A 25257-nucleotide genomic window follows, 5' to 3' on the forward strand; every position below is an offset into this window, starting at 1 on the left:
ATCAGCTGGTTGGGGCGGCGGGCAATGCCAGGGCAGCGGGTCTTTCCTGGCTGAGTTTGCCGCTGTAACCGGCCACGACAGCCGAACCGAGCAGGAAGATCAAGCCGATCGCCAGGAAGCCTTGAGTACGGCCGCTGGTGCCGGACCATTCGCCAAGGAAGATGCCCAGCAGTGTGCTGAAGAGAATCGCCGAGGCCATGAGCACCGACCAGCCGATATACGATGTAGCGCCCATCTGCGGCTCACCGGTCTTGAAGCAGATGAACTGCGAACACCAAATAGCGCCAGCAAGCCCGGCGAACATCAGGTTGGCAAGCAGCGGCGTGCCGCTCTTGGTGTAATCGCCCGTGGTCTTGTTCTTGACGTTCAGAAACAGGCACCAGAGGGCGTTCACGGTAAAGCCACCCAGCAGCGCCACGACCAACACAGGCATGCCCTTCCACGCAACCGGCGTCGCCGGCTCCGTCGTCTGGGCCAGCGCCTCGATCGTCCCTCCGCCCTGCAACCCCATGCCGAGAGCGGAACTCATCAAGCCGGAGAAGATGGCCACCACGAGGCCGAGCTTGAAGTTGTATTCCGCGACGGCCTTTCGTTTCTGCTCCTCGGGCAGTTCCTTTTCCTTGGACATGCCGGCCATGCCGACCAGGATGATGCCCAGCAGTGAAATACCCACGCCGATGAGGGACATGTTGGCGGCGGGCGTGCCGTGCAGGTTCTTCACGCCCTCGAGCAGTGACGGAAGCGGCGCGCCGGCCACGACCGCATTGAGCCACGGCTTGATGATGGGCGGGATGAGGGTGCCCGCGGCGGCGCACAGCCCGCAGCCAATGGCCAACCCAAGCCCGACGCCAAGGTAGCGGATCATCAATCCCCAAGTCAGTCCGCCCACGCCCCAGGCCGCCCCGCACAAGTAGCAATACCAAAGCTCCTTGCCAGGCGCCTGCTTGAGCACCGAAGTGACATTGGGCGAGGTGATGAGCGCCAGGACCCACGGCACCACAATCAGACCGGCCACGGCATAGATGAACCAATAGCTCTCCCACGCCCAGTTCTTGACTTTCTTGAAGGGCAGATAGAACACCGCGCCCGCCAGTCCGCCCAGCGCGAAAATGACTACGCCCAGGGCTGGATTCGTCGTTGCTTCGTTCATGGCGCCCCCTCCGGTTATTGCCGCCTGGACAACACGTCCTTCTCGTACCGCTTTACCTCTGCCAGCCAGGCGTCGCCGACGGGCACGTTCATCTTTTGGCAGTAGTAATCCCACACCGCCCCGGCGGGCAGGAGTTTGGCGGCTTCCATCAAGGCAAGGCGCGAGGTGTAGTCGCCTTCGGCTTCAAACTTCTTGAGCCTGGCAATCGGCGTTACCAGCGCCAGCAACAGGGCTTTGACCATGTTGCGCGAGCCGATCACCCACGCGGCGATGCGGTTGATGCTCGCGTCAAAGTAGTCCAGGCCGATGTGCACGCGGTTCGTGTAACCGCCCCAGACAATCTCCTGGGCGATGGCCTGCAGCTCGTCGGTGAGCGTAACCACGTGGTCGCTGTCCCAGCGCACCCCGCGGCTGACGTGCAGCGCGATCTCCGGCAAGTAGTTGAGCACTGAAGAAATCTTGTCGGCGATGCCTTCGGTGGGGTGGTAATGGCCGGCGTCGAGCGTGAGCAGGATCTGGCGGCTGACAGAGTAGCCAATGTAGAACTCAGAGGAGCCGGGCGTGTAACTCTCGGCGCCGATGCCGAACAGTTTCGGCTCGACCGAGTCCAAGTTGAGCTTCTTATCAATCTTCTTCTTGAAGACCGCGTCCAGGGATTCGACCAGGCGCTCGCGCGGGCCTTTGCGGTCGGCGGGTGTGTCTTTCATCCCGTCCGGAATCCAGAGGTTGGTAACGCAGGTCTTGCCGAGGGCCTTGCCGATCGCGGCACCGATCTCGCGGCAACGGATACCGTGCTCGATCCAGAACTTGCGGATGCCGGCGTCGGTGTTGGTGAGCGTGAACCCGCCCACGACCTTGGGGTGGGCGAAATAGGTCTGGTTGAAGTCCATGCCGATCTTGATGGCCTTGGCCCAGGCGATCCAGTTCTTGAACTGGTCGGCGCTGAGCGCGTCGCGGTCCACCTTCTTGCCGCTCATCTCGGCGTAACAGGCATGGAGGTTGCAGCGGTGGCTGCCGGGAATGACGGAGAGCGCCTTCTCAAAGTCGCCGCGCAGCTCGTTGGCGGTGCGGGCTTTGCCCGGGTAATTGCCGGTGACGGCCAAGCCGCCGCCCAGCTCCTGGCCGGCGTTCTCGAAGCCGCCGACATCGTCGCCCTGCCAGCAGTGGATTGAGATCGGTATCTGCGCCAACAGCTTGAGGGCCTTGTCGGTGTCCACGCCCAACTGGGCATAACGTTCTTTGGCGAGCTGATAAGATTGTGCGATATTCTTTGTGTTGCTCATAATTAGCGCTTCCGTGGTTAACGATGTTGGGCGGATATTAGGCAGGCCGCCGGGCGCGTCAACAATCTTTTCCAGCCGGAGCAACACCGAGGCGCATCTTATCAACCCCGCCGTCAGTGGCTGCAGCGGCAGGCAGCCTGCCTGCCCTACACTGGGTCCCCTGCCCCTCGCTGCTTCAACTCTCAATTGTGTCTCGCGTTACTAGTTTGTGCCAAAGTATCTTTTCAAGGACATGACGGGACACCCGGACACGCTGCTCGCCGGCACACAGGTTGTTTTGCTGGCTCAGGTTACCAGTGCGAACAGCTCACGCGACGGTTGATGATTGATGAGCAAGCGTCGAAAGCTCGTTCTTTGGACCCTGGTGCCGATTGGGATCGCCGGCTTTGCCGTTTGCACATGGTGGACCAATCAGGAACCAGTGTATCAAGGCAAGCCGATTTCATATTGGCTGGATTCAGCACAAAGGGGAATCCTCGCCCCCTCCGTTTTAGGGCAGCGGGAGACACCGCCCAACCCAGTCTTCGAAGCCAAGGAAGCGGTTGCGGCCATGGGGCCGAAAGCCTTGCCTTACATTGCGGCCTGGGGTACCGGGGAAGCCGCGTTGCCTTGGAACCGCCTTTACTCGCAGGTCTATCGGCGCCTTCCAACCGCCATTAGCCAGCATTTGCCCCAACCCAAGGCAAGACGAGGAATGGGCTTGATCCTGACCAGCGGCTATTTTCTCGCGGTGACGGAGCGCGCCGGCACAAACGCCGCTCCCGCGCTCGTCAGACTGTATTCGTCCAGCAGCCCCGAGGTACGCCGCGCGGTGATCTTAAGCCTTGGACGGCTTGCCCCTCTCGACCACGCAACGACCCGCCCGGTTTTCGAACGCGCCTTGCGCGATGCCGAACGTTCTGTAAAGTTCGATGCCTTTCGGCAACTCTGTCAGATGGCCCGCACCGACCCTCGGGCTAGGGCCAGCCTCGCCTCCTACTTGAATGCCGCGGGCACAAACGCCCCCGATTGGCTGCGGGTCGAGGGAATGGCTGCGACCGCCGTCGGCACTGGCAAGCCGCCCGCTGGCGAAGGGCGGGTTCGGGTATCCGCCAGGAATGCATGGGAACAAGCTTTCGCGGCGGTGGCGGACTGGCAACACTCGCCAACCTCCGATGCGCGACAACAAGTTCTCGCTGCCTTCGAGGCGGCCTTCGGAGTGGACCCGGGGCAGTCCGTTGGCAGTTTACGCAGAGCGCTGGAGAATCTCCATCTAACGGCACAGCAGGAACAGGAGTTATTGGTGCCCGTACTGGTGGAGGGCCTTTGCGCGCGCAATGCGGCGGTTCGCAGGGATTCGGCGGAAATGTTGCGGGCTTTGGGTCCGATCGCACGATCCGCCGCGCCCTTGATATTACGAGCATTCGAGAAGTGTCCTTCGGGTGAATTCTTCCTGCTGCTGGCGGACGTCGGGCCGGAAGCTGCTCCCGCTGTGAGCGCGCTCGTGCGCGAGCTCGCCTCCGCCCATGATGAACCATCTGTTTGGGAAATCACCTATGCGCTGGGCAAGGTGGGGCCGGGAGCCCGAGGGGCTGTCTCAGCTCTCCTGACGATGGCGCGCACCAACCAGGCGGATATTCGATCCTATGCGCTCTCCGCCCTCGCGCAGATCGAACCGCAGAATCCGGAAACCGTACCGCTGCTCCTTGCTGCACTCAGATCCGAGGACAGCGACGACCGCGTCCGCGCCGCCGTCATACTGGGTGAGATGGGCGGTTGGGCCAGCAACGCGGTGCCGGCTTTGAAGCAGGTTGTGCTCGAAGACGAATGGCTGGAGCCACGTCTGGATGCCGCGAAGGCGCTGTGCCGGATCGACGTCAAACACGGCGCGGAATTAGTGCCCGTGTTCATCGAGGCACTCACGTGGCCGGAAGCAGATGGCTATCCGACAGCAGCAATCGTCGCGCGGCTGCTCGGCCAGACTGGGCAGGCGGCAGTTCCGGCGGTGCCGGAACTGGTAAAACTCTTCAACCATGAGGATGAACGCGCACGAATTGCCGCCGCCGAGGCCCTGGCCGCCATTGATCCCAGCCGCACCTCGGAATGCGTCGCGGTCTTACGCGACGTCATGGCGCGCGGGCGCACCGGTCTCATGCGATTCTATGGTGCCAAGGCCTTGTTGCGCCTGGCGCCAGACGCATCAGCGGACGTCGTCGCGGCAACCGCCAGCCTCCTCAAGCCCAGCGTGGACTTTTACCGGCAAGAGGAAGCCATCCAATTCCTAGGGGAAATCGGCCGGCCGGCGCGCCCGGCCCTGCCGCAGCTTCGGGAAGCCCTCGAAAGCCGCGATTGGAAGCTGCGCCGCGCCGCTCGCGACGCCATCGAAAGAATAGAAAGCAGCGCCCCGGGCAAGCCGCCGGGAGATCACTGAAATGCCAGCGCCCTCTGCTGCGCGCGGTCTCGGTGAGCTATCCGGTTGAAGCCGGGGCGCCGCCGCAGTTGTCTTGGGACGGGAATAATGGGATGCTGGTGTGACGCAATGCCAGTGAAAGTCAAGATTTGCGGGATCACGAATCTGCCCGACGGCCTGGCCGCGGCCGGGGCGGGCGCCGACGCGCTGGGCTTCGTGTTCTACGACCGAAGCCCGCGCGATGTGTCGGTGGAAGCGGCCGCCGGCATTGTCCGCCAACTGCCGCCGTTCATTATCAAAGTGGGCGTGTTCGTCAACGCGCCGGAGGACCTCGTGGTGCGCGCGGCCCGGGAATGCGGCCTGAATTTGCTCCAGTTTCACGGCGAGGAGCCCCCGGATTACTGCGTGCAGTTTGGCCTGATGAGCATGAAAGCATTCCGCATCCGCGACGCCACGTCGCTGGAAGGGGTACGGGACTTCCACACGGATGCCTGGCTGCTGGACGCTTACACGCCGGGCAAACCTGGCGGCACCGGCGAGACGTTCAACTGGGACCTCGCCCTGCAAGCGCGCGAATGGGGCCGACCGATCTTCCTGGCGGGCGGGCTGACCCCCGAGAACGTCGCCCAGGCCGTGCAGCGCGCCCAGCCGTATGCCGTGGATGTATCGAGCGGGGTCGAGTCCGCGCCAGGCCGGAAGGACCATGCCAAGGTCAAGGCGTTCATCCAGGCGGCCAAAGCGGCCGAGAGTTAAGGCGCTTCGGAAGCCAGGACTGAAAGGCACGGGCAGCGGTTTGCAGTTTTTTGCTCGCCCCCGGCCAACCGAGGGTTAGCAATGGGCAACAGGAGTGTTGTTGCGACCGTGCGGTTTGGGTGTCATGATATTCATCCTTTTACAAGCGACGCAGCCATGAAGAACAATGATGGATCCCTCACCGACGCCCAATTGAAGGCGGAGTTGGAGCGGTGCGAATATTGCGAGGAGAAGCCCTGCAAGGCAGCCTGTCCGGCGGATTGCTCGCCGGCGGACTTCATCATGGCGGCCAGGATGGGGGCGAAGTCCGACTACCGACGTTCCGGGGCGTTGATCATGGGGTCGAATCCCCTCGGGTGGGTGTGCGGTGTGGTGTGCCCGGATTACTTCTGCATGAAGGCGTGTTCGCGCCGCACGTTCGATCACCCCATCAACATCCCCGCCGTCCAGGCCAGCGTGATGAAGCGCGCGTACGAGGCCGGCCTCGGCAGCTTCAAAGCGCCCAGGTGCAATGGGAAGAAGGTCGCGGTGGTTGGCGCCGGCCCGGCGGGATTGGGAGCAGCCAGCTTGCTCGCGCAGCGTGGTTACAAGGTGACGGTGTACGAGCAGCGCAAGCGGCTGGGCGGCATGATGAAGCTCATCCCGGACTTCCGGCTCGACAAGCACGTGCCGCGCCGAGACCTCGAGTTCCTCAAGCGCCTTGGGGCGATGGACTTTCAGATGGGCACGGCGGTATCCGACCCGGCAGCGCTGCTGGAAACGCACCAGGCGGTGATCGTATGCGCGGGGCTGGAGGAGCCGATGCGACTGGACATCCCGGGCTGGGAACACGCGCTGTCCTGGCAGCAGTATCTGGATCGCCAGCAAGAGATCGCCGTCAGGGGCAAGCGGGTGGCGGTGCTGGGCGGCGGCGCGGTGGCGGTTGACTGTGCCACGACGGCCAGGCGGCGCGGTGCCCTGTCGGTGGAACTGATTTACCGGCGCAGGCAGCAAGACATGCCCCTGACCGCTTACGAACGGGATATGCTGCTGGAGAATGGCATTGAGATCGCCAGTTGCTCCAAGCCACTCGCAGTCGTCCACAAGGGGAAGAAGGTCACCGGCCTGCGAATCGCCCGAATGATGTTGCCGCGAGGCAAAGCGCCCCGGCCGGAGAATTTCGTCATCCATAAGAAGGAGTCGCCCGTCTTCCGGCAGTTCGATCTGGTTATCTCCGCGATCGGCAGCCGGCCCCGAATGCCAGTGAAGAAGGTTCGTGGCATATTCTACGCGGGCGACATGATTCTGGGCTCCTCGACGGTGGTCGAGGCGGTCGCCACCGGGAAGAACGCCGCCCTGGAGGCCGATGCGTTCCTGCATGGCGAGAAGCTGCCGCGGTTCAAGAACCGCGCCAAGAGCCACGCTGTCCTGGCGGGTCTGGAGCTCCGCCCGGTCCCCCTCGACGCGGAGTTCTTCGGCCGCAAGATCCGATCGCCCTTCCTGCTTTCGGCGGCGCCGCACACCGACGGCTACGAGCAGATGCGCAAGGCCTACGAAGCCGGCTGGTCCGGCGGCGTGATGAAGACGGCCTTCGACAATGTGCCGATTCACATCCCCGCCGAGTACATGACCGTGTTCGGCCCCTCGACCTACGGCAATTGCGACAATGTTTCCGGGCATGACCTTGACCGCGTGTGCCAGGAGGTCGGGCAGTTGGTCAGTGAGTTCCCGGACCGGCTGACGCTCGCCTCGACCGGCGGGCCGGTCACCGGGCGGGACGAGGCGGACAAAGCCGTCTGGCAATCCAACACGCGGAAGCTGGAGGCTGCCGGAGCGATGGGGGTCGAATACAGCCTCTCCTGCCCGCAGGGCGGCGACGGCACGGAAGGCGACATCGTTTCGCAGAATGCGGAGCTGGCGGCCAGGATCATTGACTGGGTGATGGAGGCCAGTTCCGAGGCGAACCCAAAGCTGTTCAAGCTTACTGCCGCGGTCACCTCCATCCACCCGATCATCAAGCGCATTCAGCAGGTCTTCGCGAAGTATCCCAACAAGAAGGGTGGCGTCACCCTGGCCAACAGTTTCCCGTCGCTCGCCCTGCGCCCGGCGCAGAACCGCCAATGGGAAGAGGGAGTCGTGGTTGGCATGTCCGGCGAAGGGGTTTTGCCGATCAGCAACCTGACACTGGCCAAGGTATCCGGCATGGGGGTCGCCGTCTCGGGCAACGGCGGGCCGATGAACTACAAGGCCGCCGCCAATTTCCTGGCCCTGGGCGCTCAGACCGTGCAGTTCTGCACCATTGCGATGAAGTATGGCCTGGGCATTGTGAATGAACTGCACTCCGGGCTGAGCTACCTGATGGAGGACCGGGGCTTCAAGTCGGTGAAGGAGCTGATTGGCGCGGCGCTGCCCAATCCGATCACAGACTTCATGGCCCTGCCGGCTACCAAGAAGCTGCCGCGGGTGGACGCGGAACTCTGCCAGCACTGCGGCAACTGCACGCGCTGTCCCTACCAGGCCATCACGTTAAACGGAAAGAAAGTGCCGCTTTTCGAGCCCGCTCTGTGCATCGGCTGTTCGCTGTGCGCGCAGAAGTGTTTCGCCGGCGCCATAACTATGGGCGCCCGGACCACCCGGGAGCTGGCCGCCCTCCGGCACTAGCCCAGGCAACCGCACAACCCGCAATGCCGCTGCTCATCGAGAATGGAACCGTGCTCACTGGGGGCAGGAAGCCGGCCGTCCTGCCTAATCACTCAGTCCTCATCGAAGATGGTTGCATCACGAAGGTTGCGCCCAGGAATCGGTTCAAGGGGTTTGCAGGCAAACGCATTGACGCCTCGCGCAAGGTTGTGGCCCCGGGCTTCATCAACGCCCACACGCACTTCTACAGCACCTTCGCACGCGGCCTGACCAGGACCCGGCCGGCCGGGAACTTCGTCGAGGTGCTGGAGAATCTTTGGTGGCGGCTCGACACGGCCCTGACGACCGAGGATTGCTATTACAGCGCGCTCGTCGCCCTGCTGGAGGCGATCCGCCACGGCACCACGACGCTCATTGACCATCACGCCAGCCCCCACGCGGTTCGCGGTTCGCTCCAGGCCATCGAGCGGGCGGTTCGACAGAGTGGCCTGCGGGCTTGCCTCTGCTACGAGGTCTCGGACCGTGACGGCGCGCGCATCAGCAAGGAGGGCCTGGAGGAGAATGTTGCCTTCCTTCGCCATTGTCAGTCCGCGGCAGCGCCCGCCAACACTCGCTCCTCTCACCTCTCTGCCCTCTTTGGCCTCCACGCCGCCTTCACGCTCAAGGACGCCACGCTGGAAAAGGCTGCCGCCCTTGGCCGCGACCTGGGCACCGGCTTCCACATCCATGTCGCGGAGGACCTGAGCGACCAACAACACTCCCAGCGGCGGCACCGCCTGCGGGTGGTCGAGCGACTGCACAAGTTCGGCATCCTGGGCCCCCGCAGCATCGCCGCGCATTGCGTCCACGTGAATCCTCGCGAGATGGATCTGCTGGCGCAGACGCAAACGGCCGTTATCCATAATCCGCAATCCAACATGAACAACGCGGTGGGCATGGCGAACATCGTCGAGTTGTTCAAGCGGAAGGTTCTAGTCGGGCTGGGTACCGATGCCATGACCACCAATATGATCGAGGAGCTGCGCGCCGCCATATGGGGGCAGCATCTGGCCGCCCGGAATCCCTCAGTGGGCTTTGGCGAAGCCGTGTCGGCGCTTCTGTTCAACAACCCCACCATCGCGGGCAGGTGCTTCAATCTGCCGCTGGGTGAACTCCGCGAGGGTTGCGTCGGTGACGCGGTGGTCATTGACTACGATCCGCCCACGCCGCTGGAGGCGGGCAACACTTTCGGCCACCTCGTTTTCGGCATGTCCCAGGCCGCGGTAGAGACAACCATCGTTGGCGGGCGCGTCCTGATGCTGAATAAGCGCCTGACCCTCGACCTGGACGAGCGGCGCATCAACGCCCGCGCCCGCGAACTGGCCGCCAAATTATGGAAGAGAATATGAACTACACCTACCAAGCTATTCAGAAACGCGCCAAGGCGCTTGAAAAAGAAACGGTCCGCTTCCTGGCGGACATGGTCCGCACCCCTTCCTTTTCCTCGAAGGAGGAGAAGGTCATCGCCGTAATCAGGAAGGAGATGAAGAAGGTCGGCTTCGACGGGGTGCGCGTTGACGGCCTGGGCAACATCATCGGGCGCATCGGCAAAGGCCGTCGCGTGATCGCTTTCGACGCCCACATTGACACGGTGTATCCCGGCGATCGCGAGCAGTGGAGCTTCGACCCTTTCCAGCCGCGCATCAAGGGCGGCAAGATCTGGGGCCGCGGGACGGTGGATCAGAAAGGCGGCATGGCCTCGATGGTCTATGCGGCCAGAATCATCAAAGAGCTGGGGCTCAATGACCAGTTCACGATCTACTTCACCGGCACCGTGATGGAGGAGGATTGCGACGGCCTGTGCTGGCAGTACCTGCTCAAGGAGGAGAAGCTGCAGCCGGAGTTTGTCGTAATCACCGAGCCGACCAACCTGAACATCTATCGCGGTCACCGTGGCCGGATGGAGATTCGCGTGGAGGTCAAAGGCCGGAGTTGCCACGGCTCGGCGCCCGAGCGCGGGGACAACGCCATCTACAAGATCGCGCGCATCGCGCTGGAGATCGAGAAGCTGAACGAGCGCCTGCGGAAGGACCGGTTTCTCGGCAAGGGCACGGTCACCGTCACGGAGGCGCGCTCCTCCTCGCCGTCGCTCTGCGCGGTGGCGGACGGGGCCGGGATCCATCTGGATCGGCGGCTGACGGCGGGGGAGACCAAGGCAAGCGCGCTGGCTGAAGTGCGCGACGCGGCAAAGCGGGCGGGATATCCCGACGCCAAAGTGTTTGTGCTCAATTACGCCGAGCCGGCCTACACCGGCAAGGTATACCCGACGGAGAAGTACTATCCCACCTGGGTGCTGGAGCCGAAATCGCCCTACCTGAAGGACGCCGTGGCGGCCTACAAGGGAGTTCTGGGGAAAGCTCCGCTGGTGGACAAGTGGACCTTCAGCACGAACGCCATTGCCATCGCCGGCATGAGGGGAATCCCATGTCTTGGGCTTGGTCCGGGTAACGAGGTGTATGCCCACGCTCCAAACGAGGCCTGCCCCGTGCACCATCTGAGTGCCGCCGCGGCTTTTTACGCCGCCCTGGTCGCCCGGCTGAATGGGAAGGCATGACGCCATTTTTCTACCAGTGCACCACCTGCGGCAAACCTTACCGGCGGGATGAGGTTCGCTACCTCTGCCCGTCCTGCGCGGCGGATTACCGTCCGGGCATTCCGCTGCTCGGTGTGCTCTCCGTCCAGTTTGACTACGCCGCCATCAAGCGGCGTTTCCGGAAGCAGAGTCCGGACTGGAATCTCTTCTCCGCGGTCGAACCGAAGCACTACCCGCCCTATGCGGTTGGCCACACACCATTTCTCCCGGCTGCCGCGCTGGGCAAAGCGCTGGGGTTCGAGAACGTCTGGCTCAAGAACGACGGTCTCAACCCGAGCGCCTCGCTGAAAGACCGGGCTTCTTACCTGGTCGTGGCGGAGGCCAACCGCCTCAAGGAGCCCTCTATTGTCACCGCCTCGACCGGCAACGCCGCCAGCGCGCTGGCAGCCGTCTGTGCCGCCGCAGGCAGGCAGGCGATCATCTTCGTGCCCGAAAGCGCGCCGAAAGCCAAGCTCGTGCAGATGGTGCTTTACGGCGCCCGGGTGATTCCTGTGCGCGGCACTTACGATGATGCGTTCCGGCTGTCGCTCGAATATACCGCTCGCAAGGGCGGCCTCAACCGCAACACTGCGTATCATCCCCTGACCATCGAGGGGAAGAAGACGGTCGGGCTGGAGATCTACGAGCAGAACAAGTTCCGGGTGCCGGACGCGATCCTTGTGCCGGTCGGTGACGGGGTGATTATCAGCGGTGTGTATAAAGCCTTCTACGACCTGAAGGCTGCCGGGTTGATTGCCAGGTTGCCGCGGCTGGTGTGCGTGCAAGCCGAGCGCTCGGCGGCCATCCACCATTACATCCGCACCGGGAAGTGTCAGAATGCGCGGCGGCCCGCTACGATCGCCGACTCGATTTCGGTCTCCGTCCCTTCGAACGCGCACATGGCTCGCCGGGCGGTGGTGGAGAGCCGGGGATTCTCCGTTACCGTATCGGACCGGGAGATTCTGCGCGGGCAAGGAATGCTGGCAGAAAAGGCCGGCATTTTCGCCGAGCCGGCGGCTGCGGCGACGGTAGCGGCGTTGCGGAAACTGCAAGGCTCCGACTTGCTGGGCCGGAGGGAGCGAATCGTGCTCCTCATCACCGGCCACGGCCTCAAAGACGTTGACGCGGCGATGGGCACGATTCGCATCCCGCCCTCGATTGAGCCGACCCTTGACGCGCTGTAAACCCTGCCCGATAGCTAACCTCGGCAACTGTATATGAAACTCGGACTTGAAAAACCGCTTCGGCTAAACCTCCTCGGCCTGGCCGGCTCCCTCATCTTTGCGGCAACGACAACTTACGCCGCTGTGCCCAGCCAGAATTGGCCGCAGTGGCGCGGCCCGCTGCAGAACGGTGTTGCGCCAGAGGCCACTCCTCCGATCACCTGGAGCGAGACCAACAACGTCAAATGGAAGGTGAGGCTCCCCGGCGGCGGCCACGCCACGCCCATCATCTGGGAAGACCGCATCTTCATCCAAACCGCAATCCCCACCGGCAGGAAGGTCGAAACGAACACCGCTGCCGCCGGCGAGCAGCCATCCGCAGTCCGCGCCGAGCCGCCTCCAAAGGGAGAAGGCAGACCCGACGGCCCGGGCGGCCGAAAGGGCCGGGGCGGTTTCGGCGGCGGCGCCAAGCCAACGGAGTTTTATCAGTTCGCGGTGCTGTGCCTGGACCGTCAGACGGGCAAGGTGCTTTGGCAGAAGGTGGCCCGCGAGGAGGTTCCCCATGAAGGCTATCGGCAAAACGAGGGCAGCTTCGCTTCCTCCTCGGGTCTCACTGACGGCAAACACCTCATCGCCTGTTTCGGTTCGCGTGGCCTCTACTGTTTTGACCTGAACGGAAAGCTCTTGTGGGAACATGACCTGGGCAAGATGCGCATGGTAATGGCCTTTGGCGAAGGCAGCTCGCCCGCGCTTCACGAGGATACTCTCATCGTGAATTGCGATAATGAGGACGACTCGTTCATCGTCGCGCTGGACAAGACCACCGGCAAGCCGCGTTGGAAAAAGACGCGCGAGGAGCGCACGTCCTGGTCCACCCCGCTCATTATTCAACGCGACGGCAAAACCCAGGCCGTGGTGGCCGCGACCGGCAAGATCCGCAGCTACGATGTGGCTTCCGGCGACGTCATTTGGGAGTGCGGCGGGCTCACTCGCAACGTGGTCCCCTGCCCTGTCGCCGACGCGAACACGGTCTACTGCATGAGCGGATTCCAGGGCAACGCTTTGCTGGCGATCCGACTGGGCCGCACGGGCGATCTCACCGGCACGGATGCCATCGCCTGGACGCGCAAGCGGAGCACTCCTTATGTTCCCTCTCCGCTGCTCTACGACGGCAGGCTCTACTTCTTCGCCGGCAACAACGGCGTGCTCACCTGCCTGGACACCAAAGCCGGCGACGCGCTGATTGATGCGCACAAGTTGGAGGACCTTTCTGGCGTGTATGCCTCGCCGCTGGGCGCCGCGGGCAGAGTCTATCTTCCCGGCCGAAACGGCGTCACCGTGGTGCTCAAGCGTTCCGACAAACTTGAAGTGCTCGCCGTCAACCGGCTGGACGAGAAGTTCGATGCGTCGCCCGTGGCGGTCGGCAAAGAGCTGTTTCTGCGCGGAGGCGAGCACCTTTACTGCCTCACGGAGAAGTAGCTAAGCCGCTGCAAACGTCGGGCAGCTGCCGACCGACCCTGCCGCCTGCGAGGTGTGCCAGGATGGCACACACTGCCTTATTGTCAAATTAAATCGCCAGGGAAAGACTGAGAGGAATCCGCTCCCTGGATCGTGGTCCCCCTGCCGGGAGGGCGAAAGCAGCTGAATTCTGACCATTCCGCATAAGTCTCTGCCGCTAATGCACTTACGGAGAATTCGAGCCTCGGCAGCGTCTGTTGGCGGATGGCAGTCGTAAGTTCCGTAATTGCAACATATTACGTTTAGCAAACCTCAGATGTCAAGGTTGTATCCACGGTGTGGATCCGGTGAGGATACGGAGTGGATACGGTGAGACTCCCTGGTGCGCCACGGTCCGTTCGTGGGCAGTGTCAAACTAAATTGCTCCATAATTCGCGGGGATGGCTCCTGCCTCCTTTCCTGTGTGCCAAGGACGTCCAAAGCGGTCGGTGATGCTGTGGGAAACGGTCGCGCCCAACCATGCGGGAGGGTTCCATGCCGGCGTTGAACCAGACGAGGTTGCTGCCTTCGAAGACGTCTCTCATTCGCCATGGAGCAACCCCGCAGCCGGCGTGTGCTTCTCAGAAAAAGCTTTCGCGGCTTCCCGGATTCGGTTATGAACACGGCTGCATCAGCGACATGTGTGCCAATATGAGAGTCGATAACTCAGCGCAATGCTGGTTCTGGTGGTGCCTCGGCGGGAACAGCGGGTTGCCGATGGGCGCTGGCCGGCCAGGTTACGAAGCTCACAACCCTGAGTAACACGCACGCATGGCACATAAACTGACCACTTGCACCTTCTGCGGGGTCGGTTGCGGAATTTACCTGGAGGCGGTGGGCAACCAGATCGTAGGCGCCTACCCGAGCATGTCGCACCCCACCAACGAGGGGCGCATCTGTCTGCGCGGCTGGCATGTGCATGAGGTGGCCAGTTCCCCGGATCGGCTGAAAAGCCCGCTGCTCAAGAAGAACGGGCAGTTCCAGGAAGTGCCGTGGGAGGAGGCGCTCGACTTTATCGTCAGGCGCATGAAGGAGATTCGCGCCCAGCACGGTCCCGATGCGTTTGCGTTTCTGAATTCGCCGCGTTGCTCGAACGAGGAGGCCTACCTGCTGCAGAAGCTCGCCCGGGCTGTGATCGGCACGAACAATGTGGACCACGGCACCGGGGTCTATTGCAACAACTCGATCAATGTCCTGCTCGACATGCTCGGCGTGCCGGCAACCACCAACTCCGTCGGCGAACTGGCCCAAAGCGAGGTGATTGTCGTGGACGGCGTGGACCTGGCGCGCCAGCTCCCAACCATTGGCGGGGTGGTGATCCGGTCGAAGCTGGCCGGGGCCAAGCTGGTGGTCATTGACAGCCGGCGACATCGGGTGGCGGAAAGCGCCGACTTTTTCCTGCAGATCAAACCCGGCACCGAGCCGGTGCTATATGGGGCAATGGCCAAGGTGATCGTGGACCGCGGGCTGATGAATCTGCCGTTTATGAAGGCGCATTGCCGCGGCTGCGACGAGTTTCTGGCCCGGGTGCGCGACTACGATTTGCTGGCGGCGGCGGATTCCTGCGGTGTGGCAGCAGACTTGATTGAGGCGGCGGCGCTGGCCTACGCCCGTGCTCGCTCGGCGGCCATTCTCTACTCGACCGGGATCGAAGCCCGCGCCACGGCACGCGTGCAGGCGATAGTGAACCTGGCGTTGCTGACCGGCCAGCTCGGCCGCGATGGGGCTGGCATCTTCGCGTTGACTGAGCACAACAATTTGCAGGGGGTTTGCGATATGGGGGTGCTGCCCGACCGACTGCCCGGATATCGCGCGGTGGCCAACGACACAGCGCGCGCGGAGCTGGAAGGGGCCTGGGGCACGAAGCTGCCCGCCCGGCCGGGCCTGGCCTCGCGCTCGATCTTCGCCGGCCGCAGCGGCGGCCAGGTGCGGGCCATGTGGCTTTGCCGGTATGACCCGGTCAGCACGGCCTGCTTTGGCGATGCGGCCAGCGCCCTGCAGCAATGCGAGCTGGTAGTGGCGCAACACCTGTTTCTGACCGAGACGGCGCGGCACGCCCACGTGGTGCTGCCAACAACCGCGTTTGGGGAGGAGCGCGTCACCTTTACCAACACCGAGCGCCGGATTCAACTGGCCGAGCAGATCATTGAGCCGCTGCCCGGCACGATCCCCGGCTGGCAGCAACTGACGCAAGTGGCCCGGGCGCTGGGGGCTGATTGGCGGTATGGGTCAGCTGCCGAGGTGATGGAGGAGATTGGCATGGTGGTTCCTTTCTACAGCGGCGCCAATTACCATAACCTGGCCGCCGAGTATGGCCGGCAATGGCCTTGCACCAAGGACCGGCCGCTCGGCACGCGCTACTTGTTCGCGGAAGGCCTGCCGGCAAAGGGATTCAAGTTCGCCCCGATCAGCCGGCCCTCCCAGGCAGTCGCGATTTCAACGGATTACCCCCTCACGCTGGTCTTCGGCAACTCGCTTTACTACTGGAACCAAAACGTCCTCGTCCAACACAGCGAGACGCTGAAGCGTGAATACCGCATCCTGTTGCTGGATTATCCCAAAGGTTTCGTGGAGATGAACCCGGACGACGCCAGGCAGCTCGGCATCCGCGACGGCGAGAAGGTTCGCCTCTCCGCGGCTGGCGGGGCGGCGGTGGCCAATGCGCGGGTGACCCCCGAGGCGCGCGGCGGGACGGTCTTCGTGCCGTACTTCGTGCGCCAGGTGCAGCAGCAGATTTGCGGCTCGACCGAGTGCGGCATGCAACTCGTGCCGGTGCGCGTGACGAAGGAGGCGGCATGAAAGCTCGAATCCTCGAAGCTGCGTCCGTGCTGAAATTGGTGGACCTGCTCCGCCAGGAGGGCTACGAGGTGTTCGCGCCGTTCTCAGGGCGCGGGCGCGACACGTGGTTCGACCTGGTGACCGATGAGAACCGCGACAGCCTCCAGGTGCACCTGCCCAACCCGTATTACCCGCCCAAGCGCTTTGTCCTGCCGCACATCGAGCGGCTGCTCAAGCTGCGGCAGCACGACGGCACGTTTCAGATCGAGCCCACCTACCGGGAGCGTAAACGCGCGATCTTCGGCATCCGATCGTGCGACCTGTCAGGCATCTGGCACCTCGACCGCTTCTACCTCGGACGCGAGTTCCGCGATCTCTACTACGAGAAACGCCGGCAGAATCTGCTGCTGATCAATGTCGTCTGCACCGATCCGGAACGCGACATTGGCGAGGAGTGCTTCTGTCCCTGCACCGACACCGGCCCAGCCGCGCGCGAGCATTTCGACCTGCAACTCATGGACTTGGGCGGCGATTACATGGTGGTGGCGGGAACCCCCGCGGGCGAGGCCTTCTTCACCAGGCCGATGTTCAAGCCGGCCACGGCGGCGCACGTCGATAAGCGCCGCGCCATCCTGGGCGAGGTGCGCAAGCGCTTTAAGACCACGACAAGTTGGTTCCCGGCGACAGTGCGTTACGTCTCGCAAGGCGCGATCCTTGAGAAGACGTGGGAGGAGGTCGGCAATCGATGCCTGGAATGCGGCGGCTGCACTTACGTCTGCCCCGCCTGCACCTGCTTCACGGTGAGCGACCGCCAAGTCGGCCCGGGAGAGATCGAGCGGGTCCGGATTTGGGATTCCTGTGCCCTGGGCGGCTTCACCCGGATGGCTGGCGGCTTTAATCCCCGCCGGGCGGTGCACGACCGCCGCAACCGGCGTTTCATGCGCAAGCTGGCCCACTACTTCATCCAGCGCGAGTTGACCATGGCATGCGTCGGCTGCGGTCGCTGCGCCGCCGTTTGCCACGGCGACGTCGGCATGCCCAGCGTGGTCGAGATGATCCGGCGGGCAACCGCCGCCACGGACAAAATTCCACCGGCATGAATCCGCCAGCGAGCAACCTGATGCCGCCCCCCGGGGCCACGGAGAATATCTACCTGCCCAAGCTGGCGGTGCTGGACAGGGTGAGCGACGACATCCCTGAAGTGAAGACCTTCTATTGGCACTTCGAGGACCCACTGGAGCAAGCGAAGTTCAAGCGCTTTCGTCCCGGGCAGTTCGCGCAAGTCTCGCTGTTTGGCGTGGGCGAATTTCCGGCCTCGCTGCCACCCAGCCCGACTGAGGATGAGACCTTTTTCACCATTCGCACCGTCGGCAGTTGCACCGCCGCGCTGCACCAGTTAGGGCCAGGTGACCGGCTCGCAGTCCGCGGCCCCTATGGCAACGGATTCCCAATGGAAGATTACTACGGGAAGAACCTCGTTTTTGTCGCCGGGGGCATTGGGCTGATCCCGCTCCGTTCGTGTATCGTTTATGCGCTGAACCACCGCGACAAGTATCAGCGCATTCAGATCTTCTACGGCGCCAAGACACCCGGCGAGCTGATGTATGTGCCCAACCTGCTTGAGTGGCAGAAGTCGGCGGGGGTTGAGTGTCATCTTACGGTGGACCGCACGTCAGACGGCTGGAACGGCAACGTGGGGGTAGTCGGCAGCTTATTCAAGAAGCCTGGCGTGCAGGTGCCAGTGGACAACTCGATTGCCTTCGTCTGCGGCCCGCCCATCATGTTCCGTTTCGTGATCAAGGACCTGCTGGCGATGGGATTCCGGGAGAAGGAGATCGTCTCGACGCTGGAACGATATATGAAGTGCGGGGTCGGCAAGTGCGGGCACTGTTGTATCGGCGTAGCCTACGTGTGCGTGGACGGCCCCGTGTTCACCTACGAGCAGATCAAGAAACTCGGCGAGGACATCTGATGCTCGACCTGCGCGAACAACTCCAGCACTGCTTCCAAGGCCGCGTGTGCCTGATCGGGCTCGGCAACCTCGAGTATGGGGACGACGGCTTCGGGGTACGGCTGGCGGAGGAGTTGAGGGCTCATGGTAATCCAGCTCATGTGATCGTAAGCGGCACCGCTCCCGAACGCATCATTAGCCGGGTGGCGGATGAAGGCTTCGACCACATCATTTTCCTCGACGCCGCGGAGTTCGGCGGCGCGCCGGGTTCAGTGATCCTTCTGAACTCAGACGAGCTAGCCGCCCGGTTCCCGCAGGTTTCCACCCACAAGCTCTCGCTGGGCCTGTTGGCAAAGCGAATCGAGGCGAACAGCAGGAGTAAGGCCTGGCTGTTGGGCGCACAGCCGGGGTCGGTCAGGCAAGGTGCGCAGTTGAGCCAGGCGCTGCAGGCCACACTGGAACTGCTGCTCCAACTCCTGAGGGAGATCCACCTGGAGGCAATAGCATGACCCCGGAACAATCCGTTATTGCCGCCATCGTCCTTTGCATGGTTGGGGCCGTGCTGACGTTGCTGTTCTCGAAGAGCAAGAACGTCGCGGGTTGGATAGCGTTCGCCTTCACCCTGGCAACCGCGCTGATGATTAGCGCCAGTGTGGTGCAGGTCCTGGCCTCGGGTCCCGGGCATCAGGCGCAATTCCCAATTCTTCCGCAGATTGGCTTGGTGCTGCGGGTATATGTGGATGGCTTGACGGGTATGTTCCTGCTGCTGACGGCGCTGATTTCCGTTCCCGCAGCGCTGTATTCCATCGTCTACATGCGGAACTACGAAGGCTACAGCGTGGCGCGCTATTATCCCTATTTCCTGCTCTTCCTGGCCGCGATGTACGGGCTGGTCAGCACGACCGACATGATGTGGTTCTTCTTCATCTTCTGGCAGATGATGACCCTGCCGGGCTATGTGCTGATCCGCTTCGAGCACAGGAATCCCGCCAATGTCCGCGCGGCCAACAAGTATCTGATCATGATGCAAATCGCCTGCGCCGCGACGATGATCGGCGCCGAGTTGCTGGCAGTGACTGGCGCGGCGGCAAGCGGCAGCGCGAGCCTGAAGTACGACTTCGATACGGTCAGCGCGAACCTGCCGGCGATGCTGAACACCCGACCAGCCGCGACCGCGCTGGCTTTCGCGCTGTTCCTGGTGGGATTTGGCATCAAGATGGGGATGTGGCCGTTTGGGCAGTTTTGGCTGCCGGACGCGCATCCCGCCGCGCCGTCGCCCGTCAGCGCCATGCTCTCCGGAGTGATGATCAAAACGGGCGTCTATGGCCTGATGCGGTATTTCCTCTGGCTCGTGCCGACCGCGGCGCAGGACAGTTATCCGCTCGCGAAGTGGGGCCTGGTAGTTGCGCTGTTGGGCACGATCACATTATTTACCGGCACAATGCAGGCGCTCAAACAGGAGCAGTCCAAACGCCTGCTCGCCTTCCATAGCATTGGGCAAATCGGCTACATCCTGCTCGGCACCGGAGCGTGCATCAGCCTTTTGCCAGTGCCCGGGCCCACAGCCGCCGCACTGGCGGCGATCGGCTTTTTTGGCGCACTGCTCCACGTCCTGAACCACGGGCTGTTCAAGGCACTGCTGTTCCTTAATGCCGGCTCAATGCTCCACGCCACAAACACGCAAGACCTCAACAAGATGGGCGGGCTGATGAAGTTCATGCCGTTGACCGCCATTACCGCCCTGGTGGCATCCTTCTCAATCTCGGGGGTGCCGCTCTTCAACGGCTTCGTCAGCAAGTGGACCATATACGTCGCTGCAGTGCAGGGCAGCGCGTCGGTGAAGTATCTCGTGGTATTCGCCGTCATCGCCATCCTGACCAGCGCACTGACCCTGGCCTCGTTCATCAAGTTCTTCGGGGTGAGTTTCCTTTCGCGAACCAGCGTGCTGGTGGCCGATCAGGCGGGGCGCCGTCCTCGGCTCGAAGTCGGCTGGAGCATGCAGTTGCCCCAAGTCGCCCTCGCCCTGGCGTGCGTCCTGTTGGGAGTCTTGCCAGCTATTGGCTTCCGGCTGGTCCAGATGGCACTGGACGCCAGCAGTCAGGGGTACGGGGCTATGCTGGCGGAAGCGGCTCCGCGGCAAGTCTCCCTGGGGGGCGGGGTAACGCAGCTGCACTCGGCTGCCCTGTTCGCACCGCTGGTGTTCGCGGTGGTGCTGGGGTTGATGTTTTTGGTGGCGCGCTGCCTATCAAAGCTCGGCAGGTCGTCGCGCCGGGCTGCTGTCCCCTGGCTCTGCGGCTACGCCCGGGAGGCCGATTGCCACCGCTATTCCGCCCATAGCTTCTACGGCGAAATCAAACGCTACTTCCGCTGGCTCGGCGGCGCGCCGCGTCCGCCGGGTACGCAACCCGCGCCAAAGCCATGACCTCTCGCGACCGACTCAACCAGTTAAAGGAGAAGTTTGGCCCAGCCATCCAGCGGGCTGACCTGCCGGGCGACACCCGCCTGTTCGTCTTTGTCGAGCCGTCCTCCGTCAAGGCTGTTTGCCATCACGTGTTCCGCGAACTGGACGCCCGGTACGTCATCAGCATCGGACTGGATGACCGGTCCTGCTCCGGCAATTTCCTCGTCGCACACGACTTCGCCTTCGACCGCGACCATCTGCTCTGCAGCGTGCTGGCATACCTGCCCGCCGACAACCCCAAGGTAGACAGCATCTCTGACGTGGTGCCTGGCGCCAACTGGGCTGAGCGCGAGTTCCGTGACCTCGTCGGCATCGAGCCGTTGGGCCACCCTTACCCGAAGCGGCTTGTGCTCCCTGACGGCTGGCCGGAAGGTGTGCATCCACTGCGCAAGGACATTCCCTGGAACCAGGTGCCCGAAGGTTTCGACGAAGAGGGGGAGTTCAAGTTCGATAATCCCCCGGAAGGCTGCACTGTGGTGCCCTTCGGGCCATTTCACCCCACGCTTGATGAGCCGGCCCATTTCCGGCTCTACGTGGAAGGAGAGATGGTGCGCGGGTGCGAATACCGCGGCTTCATGGTGCATCGCGGCATCGAGAAGCTGGCCGAGTCGGTCCTCACTTATAACGACATCCCCATGATGGCGGAGCGTATCTGCGGCATTTGCGGGTGCGTGCACAACGTCGCCTACGCCCAGGCAGTTGAGACTGCCGTTGCGCTGCGTTTGCCGCCCCGGGCTGAGTACATTCGCACCATCATGCTGGAGATCGAGCGCCTGCACAGCCACCTGCTGTGGGTGGGGCTGGCCTGCCACATCGTTGGCTTCGACACGCTATTCATGCAAAGCTGGCGCATCCGCGAGCCAATCATGTGGATCGCAGAGAAGATCAGTGGCAACCGCAAGACCTACGCCCTGTGCGTCATCGGCGGCGTGCGCTGGGATATCACGCCTGACGTTAAGGTCGAGCTACGCCAGGTGCTGAACAAGCTGGAAACGGAGTGGCAAGCCGTGGTGGCGGCGGTCAGCAAGGATAAGAACATCCAAAAACGCACCCGTGGCGTCGGCATCGCCGACAAGGTCCTTGTGAAAAATGCCGGCCTTGTCGGTCCGGTGGCTCGTTCCGCGGGGGTGGACATTGACTGCCGTCGCGATCATCCCTACGCCGCCTACGACCGCGTGGACTTCGATGTCATCACTGAAATCGGCTGCGATGTCTGGTCGCGAGTAGTGGTCCGCATGAAGGAAGTGTTCGAGGCTATCCGCATCATCCGCCAGTGCCTGGAGAAGATGGAGGAAGGACCGCTTCAGGTGCCGATCAAGGACAATCTGCCGGCGGGGCGATTGGGCTTGTCATCAGTAGAGGCCCCGCGGGGCGAGAGCCACCACTTCGTCATCACCGGCGAGAACAACCGCCCGCACCGCTGGAGGGTGCGCGCCCCGACCTACCAGAACCTCCAGGCGGTCCCGACAATGATCAAGGACCAGCAATTAGCCGACATGACGATCTCGCTCGGGAGCATCGACCCCTGCTTCTCCTGCACTGATCGGCTGGAGACGATTGACCTGAAAGCCGGCACGACTAAGGTGTGGTCGCAGGAAGAACTAATCAAACTGGTGAGGGCAAAATGAACTTCCTGTGCGCCACGCTTGGCTGCCTGAGCAACGCGGTGCTCGTGCTGTTGCTGGCTCCCTTCTTCCAGGGCGTGCTGCGGAAGGTCACAGCGCAAATCCAGTCGCGCCAGGGACCACCCCTTTGGCAACCATACTTCGATCTCCTCAAACTGCTGGGCAAGGAAGACATCGAATCAGGCCAGACGCCGGCCATGCAGCGATTTGCGGCTTACCTGTCGCTGGCCACTGCTCTAGCCCTGGCCTGTCTTGTCCCAATGGGCTTTCCCGCGCCGTTGAACGGCGCGGGGGACGCTATCCTGGTGATTTACCTCCTGACACTTGCGGGCATCTGCACACTGCTCGCGGGTTTGGCGGCGGGGTCCACTTATTCCTTGGTTGGCATCAGCCGTGAGATGATGGCCATGATTGCGCTCGAACCCTTGTTCGCGGTGACCATCGTGGCTGGCGCGGTGCACACAGGGTCGTTCCGGTTGGACACTGTCCTCAACGGCTCGGTATACGCCACTGGCGGCTTTCCGTGGTCAGGCCTGGTCCTGTTGGGAGTCATGCTGCTCTCGTTTCAAGCGTTTGTGCAACGGGTGCCTTTTGATATTTCAGAGGCGGAAACGGAGCTGATGGAAGGGCCGCTCATGGAATACTCCGGACCGAAGCTGGCCCTGTTCAAATACGCACAAATGGTGAAGTTGCTGATCTACAGCGCGTTGTTTGTGAACCTGTTCGCCCCGTGGGGCTCGACCCTGTCATTTCCGCTCGGCTGGCTGATCTTCTGGGTCAAGGTTCTCGGGCTGGTCCTGCTGGTTACGCTCGTGGCGGCGACGCATGCCCGCTACCGGATTGACCAGGCCATTCGCTTCTTCGCATCCCTCCTGATCGTGGCTCTGGGCGCTTTGGTTATGGCCAGCTATGGATACTGAAGATTTACCCCTCTAGACCCATGTCACTGCTAAGCAAGCTCCAGGAAACGCTCGTCTGCCTAAGGGCGGGAAAGGTGACGCTCCCCTACCCGGCCAAGGCTCAGCCGCTCCCCGAAAAGTTCCGCGGCCGGCCGATCTTCGACGCGGCCAAGTGTATCGGCTGCGCCGGCTGCGCAAACAACTGTCCCGCGCGCGAAATACTGGTGGTGGACCTATGCCAGGAAATCCGCATCCTGCAATACCTCGGCCGCCGTTGCACCTATTGCGGGCGCTGTGCCGATGTCTGCCCGGAGCAGGCCATCACCATGAGCCATGAGTTCGAAACTGCCACCAACAGCATCGGCGACATCCGCCAGCGGCTCGAACTTTTCATGAGCACCTGTCAGCGCTGTGGCCGTTGCTTCAAGGAGCCCTCCCCCCTGGAGCAGTTGAAACTCAAGGGCTACCGCTTCGACGACGTCCAAAACGAACGCTGGATCCTCCGCTCGCAAGCCTACCTGGAGGGCGATCCGGTGGTGGACGACATCAAGATTGATTTGGACTAGAGCATGTTAAAGAACCTCTGCCAAAAGATGTTTGGCCGGTCGCTGTGGGTCTATCATGCCAACAGCGGCGGCTGCAATGGCTGCGACATCGAAGTGCTCAACGTCCTCACCCCGTATTACGACGTCGAGCGCTTCGGCATCAAGTTGGTTGGCTCGCCCCGCCATGCCGACGTCATGCTCTGCCAGGGCCCAGCGATGCGATCCACCGCCACAGCCTTGCGGCGCGCCTATGAAGCCATGCCCGCCCCGAAGCTGGTCTTTGCCATCGGCTCCTGTGCCTGCGGTGGGGGCATCTGGTTTGACTCCTACCCCGTACTCGGTCCGGTCGAGAAAATTGTGCCGGTGAACTTCTACATCCCCGGCTGCCCGCCACGCCCCGAAGCCATCATCTACGGAGTGGCGGTCGCGGTTGGGCTGGTGGACAAGAAGAGCGCACCCGTGCGGTTCAAGCAACTGGAGATGCCCATCCCCCGCTATCACCGCGACGACCTGCGCGGATCCGGCGAATTGGTCGTTTACGAGAAGACCGAGAAGGTATAGGACCCCGCCGGCTCGCTATTGGCTGTCCACCCCATGGACCGCCATTTGTAGTCCATAAACGCTCTTGCTGGCAGTGATGAAGAGCATGCGCCGGTTCTTGCCGCCAAAACACACATTTGCGGTCCACGGTTCCGGCACATCAATCTGCTCGATCTTCTTCCCTGCCGGATCAAAGACCGACACGCCTTTGCCGGTGAGATAGACATTGCCCTGGTTGTCGATTGTCATCCCATCTGACCCCAGCTCACAGAAGAGTTCTCTGTCTTTGAGCCCACCACCCGGCTGGATGCGGTAGCGATAGGTCTTGCGCGCGCCGAGGTCCGACACGTAGAGCACGCTGCCATCCGGCGTGCCGATGATGCCGTTGGGCTGCTTCAGGTCATCAATCACCGGCGTCAACGTCTTGTGGTCTGGAGCTAGATAATACACGCGCTCAGCCAGCTCCTTGGGACCTCGTTTCCAATACGACCGCACGTAGCAAGGGTCGGTGAAGTACAATCCGCCGCGCGGTGTGCACCAAACATCGTTCGGGCCGTTGAGCAGCTTGCCCTGGTAATCCTTGACGACCACAGTCGTCTTCCCCGACGGGTCAATCATCCACAGCTCGTTCTTCTCATCAGCACAGGCCCAGAGATTACCCGCTTGATCAAACGAAAGGCCGTTCGCCCGCCCGCACGGCTGCCGGTAAGTGCTCAGCTTACCCTTCACGCTCCACATGAGGATGCGGTCGTTCGGCTGATCGGTGAAGTACACATTGCCCTTGCCGTCACAGCCCGGCCCTTCGGTGAAGACAAAATCGCCTGCCAGCTTCTGCAGTGTCGCGCCGGCGGCGATGATCCCGCCCTCCGCCGCCAGGACTTGCGCCGAGCATGCAATGCCCAGGAAAACTAAAATGAAGCGTTTCACTTTGATCTCACTCCGGCTATCGGAATCAAAATGTTGCCCGGTGTAAAGAGGGAAATCTCCCGGCGG

19 protein-coding genes are annotated in these 25257 nt (G+C 62.6%); 16 read left to right on the top strand and 3 right to left on the bottom strand.

Going from position 1 to position 25257, the window contains the following annotated elements; genetic code table 11:
- Position 1: 1 nt before the first annotated feature.
- Both P5205_17200 and P5205_17205 read right to left on the bottom strand, forming a co-directional pair.
- On the bottom strand, positions 2–1150 hold the full coding sequence (locus P5205_17200) for an L-rhamnose/proton symporter RhaT (GenBank protein ID HSA12101.1): 1149 nt from the start codon (positions 1148–1150) through the stop codon (positions 2–4).
- A gap of 14 nt (positions 1151–1164) precedes the next feature.
- Positions 1165–2433 carry an L-rhamnose isomerase gene (locus P5205_17205; protein ID HSA12102.1) on the bottom strand — a complete coding sequence of 423 codons (1269 nt, stop codon included), beginning with the start codon at positions 2431–2433 and terminating at the stop codon, positions 1165–1167.
- Between the two features lie 328 nt (positions 2434–2761).
- Between P5205_17205 and P5205_17210 the strand changes: the two genes are divergently transcribed.
- The 16 genes from P5205_17210 (at position 2762) to P5205_17285 (ending at position 24285) form a co-directional block, all read left to right on the top strand.
- Positions 2762–4843 carry a HEAT repeat domain-containing protein gene (locus tag P5205_17210; protein ID HSA12103.1) on the top strand — a complete coding sequence of 694 codons (2082 nt, stop codon included), beginning with the start codon at positions 2762–2764 and terminating at the stop codon, positions 4841–4843.
- A 108-nt stretch (positions 4844–4951) separates the two neighbouring features.
- Positions 4952–5575, top strand: a complete 624-nt coding sequence (locus tag P5205_17215) for a phosphoribosylanthranilate isomerase (GenBank protein HSA12104.1) — start codon at positions 4952–4954, stop codon at positions 5573–5575.
- A gap of 156 nt (positions 5576–5731) precedes the next feature.
- A complete protein-coding gene (locus P5205_17220) occupies positions 5732–8215 on the top strand; it encodes an FAD-dependent oxidoreductase (protein ID HSA12105.1) in 2484 nt (827 codons plus the stop codon).
- Positions 8216–8238: 23 nt separating this feature from the next.
- Positions 8239–9582, top strand: coding sequence for a putative aminohydrolase SsnA (gene ssnA, locus P5205_17225; GenBank protein ID HSA12106.1), 1344 nt, complete (start codon positions 8239–8241; stop codon positions 9580–9582).
- Entirely contained in the window at positions 9567–10787 is a 1221-nt protein-coding gene (locus tag P5205_17230; protein ID HSA12107.1) for a YgeY family selenium metabolism-linked hydrolase, read from the top strand. The genes ssnA and P5205_17230 overlap by 16 nt, the downstream gene beginning before the upstream one ends.
- Positions 10784–11989, top strand: a complete 1206-nt coding sequence (gene thrC / locus P5205_17235; protein ID HSA12108.1) for a threonine synthase — start codon at positions 10784–10786, stop codon at positions 11987–11989. Before P5205_17230 ends, thrC begins: the two co-directional genes overlap by 4 nt.
- A 33-nt stretch (positions 11990–12022) precedes the next feature.
- A complete protein-coding gene (locus P5205_17240; GenBank protein ID HSA12109.1) occupies positions 12023–13447 on the top strand; it encodes a PQQ-like beta-propeller repeat protein in 1425 nt (474 codons plus the stop codon).
- A 789-nt stretch (positions 13448–14236) separates the two neighbouring features.
- On the top strand, positions 14237–16264 hold the full coding sequence (locus P5205_17245; GenBank protein ID HSA12110.1) for a molybdopterin-dependent oxidoreductase: 2028 nt from the start codon (positions 14237–14239) through the stop codon (positions 16262–16264).
- Positions 16261–17343, top strand: a complete 1083-nt coding sequence (locus tag P5205_17250) for a 4Fe-4S dicluster domain-containing protein (GenBank protein HSA12111.1) — start codon at positions 16261–16263, stop codon at positions 17341–17343. Before P5205_17245 ends, P5205_17250 begins: the two co-directional genes overlap by 4 nt.
- The gene (locus tag P5205_17255; protein HSA12112.1) at positions 17340–18215 is read left to right on the top strand and encodes an FAD/NAD(P)-binding protein; all 876 of its coding nucleotides are present in this window, start codon (positions 17340–17342) and stop codon (positions 18213–18215) included. Before P5205_17250 ends, P5205_17255 begins: the two co-directional genes overlap by 4 nt.
- Entirely contained in the window at positions 18215–18703 is a 489-nt protein-coding gene (locus tag P5205_17260; GenBank protein ID HSA12113.1) for a hydrogenase maturation protease, read from the top strand. The genes P5205_17255 and P5205_17260 overlap by 1 nt, the downstream gene beginning before the upstream one ends.
- Positions 18700–20616, top strand: a complete 1917-nt coding sequence (locus P5205_17265; GenBank protein ID HSA12114.1) for a proton-conducting transporter membrane subunit — start codon at positions 18700–18702, stop codon at positions 20614–20616. Before P5205_17260 ends, P5205_17265 begins: the two co-directional genes overlap by 4 nt.
- A complete protein-coding gene (locus P5205_17270; GenBank protein ID HSA12115.1) occupies positions 20613–22283 on the top strand; it encodes an NADH-quinone oxidoreductase subunit C in 1671 nt (556 codons plus the stop codon). Before P5205_17265 ends, P5205_17270 begins: the two co-directional genes overlap by 4 nt.
- Positions 22280–23200: an NADH-quinone oxidoreductase subunit H gene (locus tag P5205_17275; protein HSA12116.1), complete on the top strand. Its 921-nt coding sequence runs from the start codon at positions 22280–22282 to the stop codon at positions 23198–23200. Before P5205_17270 ends, P5205_17275 begins: the two co-directional genes overlap by 4 nt.
- A 20-nt stretch (positions 23201–23220) precedes the next feature.
- Entirely contained in the window at positions 23221–23745 is a 525-nt protein-coding gene (locus tag P5205_17280; protein ID HSA12117.1) for a 4Fe-4S binding protein, read from the top strand.
- 3 nt (positions 23746–23748) lie between these two features.
- The gene (locus P5205_17285) at positions 23749–24285 is read left to right on the top strand and encodes an NADH-quinone oxidoreductase subunit B family protein (GenBank protein ID HSA12118.1); all 537 of its coding nucleotides are present in this window, start codon (positions 23749–23751) and stop codon (positions 24283–24285) included.
- Between the two features lie 15 nt (positions 24286–24300).
- Here the strand turns inward: P5205_17285 and P5205_17290 are convergent, their stop codons facing one another.
- Positions 24301–25191, bottom strand: coding sequence for an SMP-30/gluconolactonase/LRE family protein (locus tag P5205_17290; protein HSA12119.1), 891 nt, complete (start codon positions 25189–25191; stop codon positions 24301–24303).
- Positions 25192–25257: the final 66 nt, after the last annotated feature.

Source organism: Candidatus Paceibacterota bacterium (genome assembly GCA_035452965.1).
Taxonomy (GTDB): domain Bacteria; phylum Verrucomicrobiota; class Verrucomicrobiia; order Limisphaerales; family UBA8199; genus UBA8199.

What these genes read in the sequence shown, in the direction of transcription:
- P5205_17265 (HSA12114.1), top strand. Translation starts at nt 18,700, where the DNA reads ATGACCCCGGAACAATCCGTTATTGCCGCCATCGTCCTTTGCATGGTT.
- P5205_17215 (HSA12104.1), top strand. Translation starts at nt 4,952, where the DNA reads ATGCCAGTGAAAGTCAAGATTTGCGGGATCACGAATCTGCCCGACGGC.
- P5205_17250 (HSA12111.1), top strand. Translation starts at nt 16,261, where the DNA reads ATGAAAGCTCGAATCCTCGAAGCTGCGTCCGTGCTGAAATTGGTGGAC.
- P5205_17245 (HSA12110.1), top strand. Translation starts at nt 14,237, where the DNA reads ATGGCACATAAACTGACCACTTGCACCTTCTGCGGGGTCGGTTGCGGA.
- P5205_17230 (HSA12107.1), top strand. Translation starts at nt 9,567, where the DNA reads ATGGAAGAGAATATGAACTACACCTACCAAGCTATTCAGAAACGCGCC.
- P5205_17275 (HSA12116.1), top strand. Translation starts at nt 22,280, where the DNA reads ATGAACTTCCTGTGCGCCACGCTTGGCTGCCTGAGCAACGCGGTGCTC.
- P5205_17285 (HSA12118.1), top strand. Translation starts at nt 23,749, where the DNA reads ATGTTAAAGAACCTCTGCCAAAAGATGTTTGGCCGGTCGCTGTGGGTC.
- P5205_17210 (HSA12103.1), top strand. Translation starts at nt 2,762, where the DNA reads ATGAGCAAGCGTCGAAAGCTCGTTCTTTGGACCCTGGTGCCGATTGGG.
- P5205_17255 (HSA12112.1), top strand. Translation starts at nt 17,340, where the DNA reads ATGAATCCGCCAGCGAGCAACCTGATGCCGCCCCCCGGGGCCACGGAG.
- P5205_17280 (HSA12117.1), top strand. Translation starts at nt 23,221, where the DNA reads ATGTCACTGCTAAGCAAGCTCCAGGAAACGCTCGTCTGCCTAAGGGCG.
- P5205_17205 (HSA12102.1), bottom strand. Translation starts at nt 2,433, where the DNA reads ATGAGCAACACAAAGAATATCGCACAATCTTATCAGCTCGCCAAAGAA.
- ssnA (HSA12106.1), top strand. Translation starts at nt 8,239, where the DNA reads ATGCCGCTGCTCATCGAGAATGGAACCGTGCTCACTGGGGGCAGGAAG.
- P5205_17260 (HSA12113.1), top strand. Translation starts at nt 18,215, where the DNA reads ATGCTCGACCTGCGCGAACAACTCCAGCACTGCTTCCAAGGCCGCGTG.
- P5205_17200 (HSA12101.1), bottom strand. Translation starts at nt 1,150, where the DNA reads ATGAACGAAGCAACGACGAATCCAGCCCTGGGCGTAGTCATTTTCGCG.
- thrC (HSA12108.1), top strand. Translation starts at nt 10,784, where the DNA reads ATGACGCCATTTTTCTACCAGTGCACCACCTGCGGCAAACCTTACCGG.
- P5205_17270 (HSA12115.1), top strand. Translation starts at nt 20,613, where the DNA reads ATGACCTCTCGCGACCGACTCAACCAGTTAAAGGAGAAGTTTGGCCCA.
- P5205_17220 (HSA12105.1), top strand. Translation starts at nt 5,732, where the DNA reads ATGAAGAACAATGATGGATCCCTCACCGACGCCCAATTGAAGGCGGAG.
- P5205_17240 (HSA12109.1), top strand. Translation starts at nt 12,023, where the DNA reads ATGAAACTCGGACTTGAAAAACCGCTTCGGCTAAACCTCCTCGGCCTG.